Origin of the sequence: Mesorhizobium sp. M7A.F.Ca.US.006.04.2.1 (assembly GCF_004022915.1) — a bacterium.
Classification (GTDB): Bacteria; Pseudomonadota; Alphaproteobacteria; order Rhizobiales; family Rhizobiaceae; genus Mesorhizobium; species Mesorhizobium ciceri.
This window is the reverse complement of the sequence record NZ_RZQA01000468.1, coordinates 1-5,121: the sequence shown is the minus strand read 5'-3', so window position 1 is coordinate 5,121 and position 5,121 is coordinate 1. Positions and strand designations below refer to the sequence as shown.

At 64.0% G+C, this 5,121-nt stretch carries 4 protein-coding genes and 1 pseudogene; 1 reads left to right on the top strand and 4 read right to left on the bottom strand.

Features of this window, described 5'->3' with window-relative positions:
* The 3 genes from EN925_RS22760 to oiaX form a co-directional block, all read right to left on the bottom strand.
* Positions 1-670, bottom strand: a 670-nt coding sequence (locus EN925_RS22760) for a dihydroxyacetone kinase subunit DhaK (RefSeq protein WP_164894336.1), incomplete at its 3' end; no start/stop codon positions are given.
* A gap of 130 nt (positions 671-800) precedes the next feature.
* Complete coding sequence (locus EN925_RS22755) at positions 801-2,135, bottom strand: four-carbon acid sugar kinase family protein (protein WP_127388297.1); 1,335 nt, start codon at positions 2,133-2,135, stop codon at positions 801-803.
* A 4-nt stretch (positions 2,136-2,139) separates the two neighbouring features.
* Positions 2,140-3,390 (bottom strand): 3-oxo-isoapionate-4-phosphate decarboxylase OiaX, encoded by a 1,251-nt coding sequence (gene oiaX / locus EN925_RS22750; RefSeq protein WP_127369351.1) that lies wholly within the window; start codon positions 3,388-3,390, stop codon positions 2,140-2,142.
* A gap of 174 nt (positions 3,391-3,564) precedes the next feature.
* Here oiaX and EN925_RS22745 point away from each other — a divergent pair, with 174 nt between their 5' ends.
* Complete coding sequence (locus EN925_RS22745) at positions 3,565-4,278, top strand: transcriptional regulator NanR (protein ID WP_127369350.1); 714 nt, start codon at positions 3,565-3,567, stop codon at positions 4,276-4,278.
* A gap of 2 nt (positions 4,279-4,280) precedes the next feature.
* On the opposite strand, the pseudogene EN925_RS22740 reads toward EN925_RS22745, so the two are convergent.
* Positions 4,281-5,121 (bottom strand): annotated as a pseudogene (locus EN925_RS22740) (hypothetical protein); the annotation flags it as partial.

Sequence of the window (5,121 nt, the reverse complement as noted above, 5' to 3'; positions counted from 1 at the left end):
CGCCGTGGATGCCCATGCCGATCTCCATCTCGTCCGGACCGATCTCGAAATTAGGCCGGCGGGTCTGCGGCAGCGAACAGGGCGACAGCGCCACGCCCATGGTGAAGGTGTGGTCGTTGGCCTTGCCGGCGATGCGCTCGCATTCGTCGAACGACAACATCCGGTCGCAGGCGGCGCCGGCCGCCTTGAAGATGAAGAAATTGCCGGCGACACCGCGCCTCTTGTGCCGCTGGTCGCGCGGTGCCGAGGCAACGTCGTCGGTGCTCAGCACCGTGCGCACCTCGATGTCGTCCATCGCCGCCATCTCGGCCGCCATGTCGAAATTCATCACGTCGCCGGCATAATTGCCGTACATGAACAGCACGCCGGCGCCGCCGCTGACCGCCTTGGCGCATTCGAGGATCGGGTCCGGCGGTGGCGAGGCAAAGACATTTCCGATGGCCGCCGCGTCGGCCAATCCCTTGCCGACGAAGCCGAGAAAGCTTGGCTCATGGCCCGAGCCGCCGCCAATGACGAGGCCCACCTTGCCCTGGCGCGGCCCGTCGCGGGCGACGATGGAGCGTGGGCTACCCTCCACGCTTTTGAGATGGCGGGGATGCGCTGCCAGGATGCCTTCCAGCATCTCGTCGACGGCGCGGTTGCCATCGTTGATGATCTTCTTGGTCTGCACCCGGCATCCTCCCGACTTCGGCATTTTCGCAGATAATACCGGGTGTTACCGGGATTTCCACCCGGCAAGGCGTATTTCGCGCGTTGAGATGTTCCCACCGGCCAGCACCTGGACGCAGGCGCTGGCTGTTTCAACCGCCGAGGCCGTCGCGGATGGCTGAGAAATAGCGATCGGTCCCGACCTGGCCGCCCTTGAGCGCGACCTCCAGTCCGTCGATCGCCTTGACGCGCGAGTGGGCAACGCAAAGCGGGGAACCCGGCGAAGCGGGCAGCGGCATGCGAATTGTCAGGGCATCGACACCCATCTCGCCGAGTGCGTGGCTCGACGTGTCGCCGCCTGCAATGACCACGCGACGCAGGCTCTGTTCCACCGTCAGGTTGCGAAGGATTTCTCCGAGGCCGCGGCCAAGCCTGTGGCGGGCGCCTTCCTCCCGGTCGATTTCGGCGCCCCTGTCGGCAGTGGGGCCAAGCGCGGTGTAGAGGATGACGCTGCGCCCGGCTTGCAGACTGGCACGGCCGCTTGCCGTTACGCGCGCGATCACCTGCTGTGAGGCCTCCGAAACCAGATCGACGGGATCGACCTCGATGCCGTCGAAACCGTCGGTCAGGGCATGCCGGATCTGCCGTTCGGTGGTCGGCGAGCAACTGCCCGACACGACGGCTATCCGCTCGGCTGCGCCCGGTAGCGTGAAGCCATGTCCGGCGCTGACGATGCCATTCGACGCCCATTCGGCCAGCAATGCATACTCGATCCCGGATGAGCCGACGACAAAAGAGCCGCCGGGCTCGCGAACGCGCCAGATCTCCTTGCCGGCCAGAGCCTGCGTTTCCAGATTGTCGATATCGACAAGCACGATAGCGGTGCCGTTTCCGGTCAGGCGATCGAACGCCGCCGACCGCGACGCGGACTGCAACGTCGCAAGATCGATCAGCCCGGAGCTCAGCGCCGTCTGCCGCGACAGATGGATCAGCAGATCGGACTCATCCATTGGCGTCGTCGGGTGACGGCTCATCACCGGGTGGCGATCAATGCGGAAATATTGGTCGCGATAGGCCGCGAACAGATGGCCGAAAGCGGTATAGCGCTTGAGCTGCGGCGCGCCGACCAGCAGCGGCACGCTATCCTGCGCGAACACCGAGCGGCCGACCTCGATGGCTCGGCCGATGCTGCCGATCGTCGGGCTGGAATCGAAGGTCGAGCAGACCTTGTAGTGGCAAATCTCGGCGTTAAGCGTCTTCAGCCAGGCGAAGGCATCGCGCAGATGCGTGTCCATCCATTGCGGCGTCTCACTGCGGCTGGTGCCGGCCAGCCCTATCGCCCGGCAATGGCCAAACCGGGACAGCAGGGCCGCGTCCGGCTGGCGCATGAACAGCACGGTCGGCACGCCACCGAGCTCGAGCGCCTCCATGACATCGGTCGAGCCGGTCAGGTCGTCGCCATAATAGCTGAGAAGCAGGTCCTGCATCGTCTCAGGCTGCCTTGCCGTCGCCGAATTTTTCGATCGACCGCGCCAGTTCGGGATGGTTCAAGGCGAAGTCGGCCAGCGGAATGCCGTCGACCGCCGCTTGCCAGGCTTGCTGCACGGCACGTACGCCGGCGCCCGGTCCGTCCGGATGGCTGACGATGCCGCCGCCGCAGAGATAGAGAAGATCCACGGTCCGGCCGGTTCGTGCATATGTCTCGGGCGCCTGACCGCCCCACTGGCCGGAACCTGCCACCGGTAATGCGCAGTCCCCAGGCGAAAAGATCGGCGTCGTCACCGCCTTGAAGGATTCGACGAAAGAGTCATCCGGCTCCCAGTATTTCGAGGCGATGCCGTTGATCTGGAACTGGTCGACGCCGAGCAGTCGCCAGAATTGCTGCCAGACCTTGAAGTCCATGCCGAGGCCGGGGTGACGGGTGAGGATGTCCCAGCCGTTGCGATGAGCATGCAGCACCAGGCCGGAGCGTTTTCTCAGGAATGCCATGCCGCCAAAGCCGATCGAATTGATGTTGATAACAGCACAATTGCCGCCGGCCTTCGCCACCAGATCGTGGTTGCGCATCATCTCGTCCGGATCGGCGTGCGAAATGCCGAAGGCATACATCACCTTCTTCCCGGTCTTCTGCTCGTGATCGAGGATCAGCGGCATGATTGCCTTCACCCGTTCCGACAGGGGCGAATAGGCCGGGCTCATCAGCTTCTCGTCATCCTTGATGAAGTCGACGCCGGCGGCGATCAGTTCCGCCACCATTGCCGCCGTCTCGTGCGGCCGCAATCCCAGCGCCGGCTTGACGATCGTGCCGATGATCGGGCGGTCAGTCACATTGGTCAGCCGGCGGCTGCCGGCGACACCGAACTGTGGGCCGGGATGTGCCCCGCGATACTCCTCCGGCAATTTCATGTCGACGACGCGAATCCCGGTAAGGCCCTTGATCGAATAGGTGCCGCCGATGGCAATCGTCATCAGCGCCGAAAGGTCGGTGCCGATGGCATCGAACGGAAAGGCGATGTTGACATCGGCGCGCCTGAACGGCCCCTTACCGTCATTGGGAAGCGACGGCCCCTCGGCATCGGGCAGAGGCCGAATCGCCAGCACACGCGCCGCCACCCGGGCCTTCAGTTCCTCGGTCTCGCCGGGCAGCGCTACGAAGGTGCCGGTGGACTGATCGCTGGCGATCTTGGCCGCCAGCGCTTCGATGCTTCCAGGCGTTTCGATGCGGTAGGTGAGGGTGATCATGGTCCGCTGTCTCAAGCCGAGGCGTTCGAAAAAGGTTCACTGGTGTTTCAAATCTGGTATAATGAGTACATAAGTATTGCAAGTCATATCCGGCAGCGGGATCGACAGACGGCAATTCCGGGAATTGTGGCGGCAGTGTTAGATAGGGCCGGGTCAAGGGAGTGATTCGCGGCGATGAACCGTTCGGAACCGATTGTCCGGCGCAAGCTTTCCGATGAGGTCTTCTTGCGGCTGAAGCGCCTGATCACCAGCGGCGAGCTGATGCCAGGCGACGACATGCCCTCGGAGCGCGAGCTGATGGAGCGCTTCGAGGTCGGCCGCCCCGCGATCCGCGAGGCGATGCAGGCGCTGAGCAATATGGGGCTGGTTGCGATCTCGCATGGCGAACGCGCCAAGGTGCTGCAACTCACCGCCAAGTCGATCATCAAGCAGGTCGACGGCGCCGCCAAGATCATCCTGTCGTCATCGAAAGACACGCTGGAGCACCTAAAGACCGCGCGCATCTTCTTCGAGCGCGGTATGGTCAGGGAAGCCGCCGAAAAGGCCACCGCCGAGGATGTGCTGCGGCTGCGGGCCACCGTTGCCGAACAGCGCGGCTTTCGCGGCGATTCCGAAGCCTTCATCTCCGCCGACATGAAGTTCCATACACAGATCGCCGCGATCTCCGGCAACCCGATCTATGTCGCCGTCAGCGAGGCGATGCTCGGCTGGCTGAAGGAATACCACACCGAAATGCTGATCTGGACCGGCAAGGAAAAGTTCACGCTCACCGAGCACGAAGAGATCATAGGCCGCATTGAACTGAAGGATGCGGACGGCGCCGAGAAGGCGATGATCAAGCATCTAGAACGCTCGCGCGCGCTCTACGTGATGAACTCCGAAAAATAACGTCAGTCGATCCGGACGATCTCGTAAGGCGTCATCACGAGATGGCCTCGGCCAAAAGCTGAAATGTCGACCTGCACGTCGTCCGCCGTCAGGTTCGCCAGCCACACGACAGTGTCGCCCGAGGCCGAGCGTCCAGCCAGCGCCAGCACCTTGGTCTCATCGCTCGTCCTTGCCGCCACATGCGCAAGGCCGGCCAGTTCGCAAAGCCCCTTGATGGCTCTGAAGAGCGGCCGGGGCGATCCTTCCGCGACGGGTTCTCCGGATGACGCCAGCACGCCGAACGGTCCGGTGAAGCTGGAGAGCGTGAGCTGTTCCAGCCCAGCGGCTGCGACGCGCGCGGCATAGCCGACCGTCCAAGCCGCCGCGAACTGGCCGGCATGGCGCGGATCGCTGTCGGCCATGGCAATGCGCTGTCCCCCGGGATTGGGTTTGGTCGCTCCGCCATAAGGGTTCTGCCGCATGGCAATCGTCGATGGTCCGATCCGGTAGGGTTTTGCCCCGAAGATTGCCCGTGCCGATTGGGTGATGAAAGGCAGCGCCTCCAGTGACTGCATGACGCTGAGATCGTCGGCGGCATGCACGATCGGGCAAGTGCAGTGGGTGACGAAATCGAGCTGGTCTGCCGGCACGCGCTTGCGGTTGAGTTCGGTGAAATAGCTGAACATGCCGCCGCCGAGGCGGATACCGGGGAATGCCCGCCGCGCTGCCGCATAAACGTCGTCGAGCGGCGGGCATTCCGGCCACGCGCTGCCCGGCGGCGTCGACTGCCGATCGACCGACGGCGACACGGCAATGGCCGAGAGTTTCAGCCCGGCCCGGCGAACCAGGTCGGCGACGCCGGAC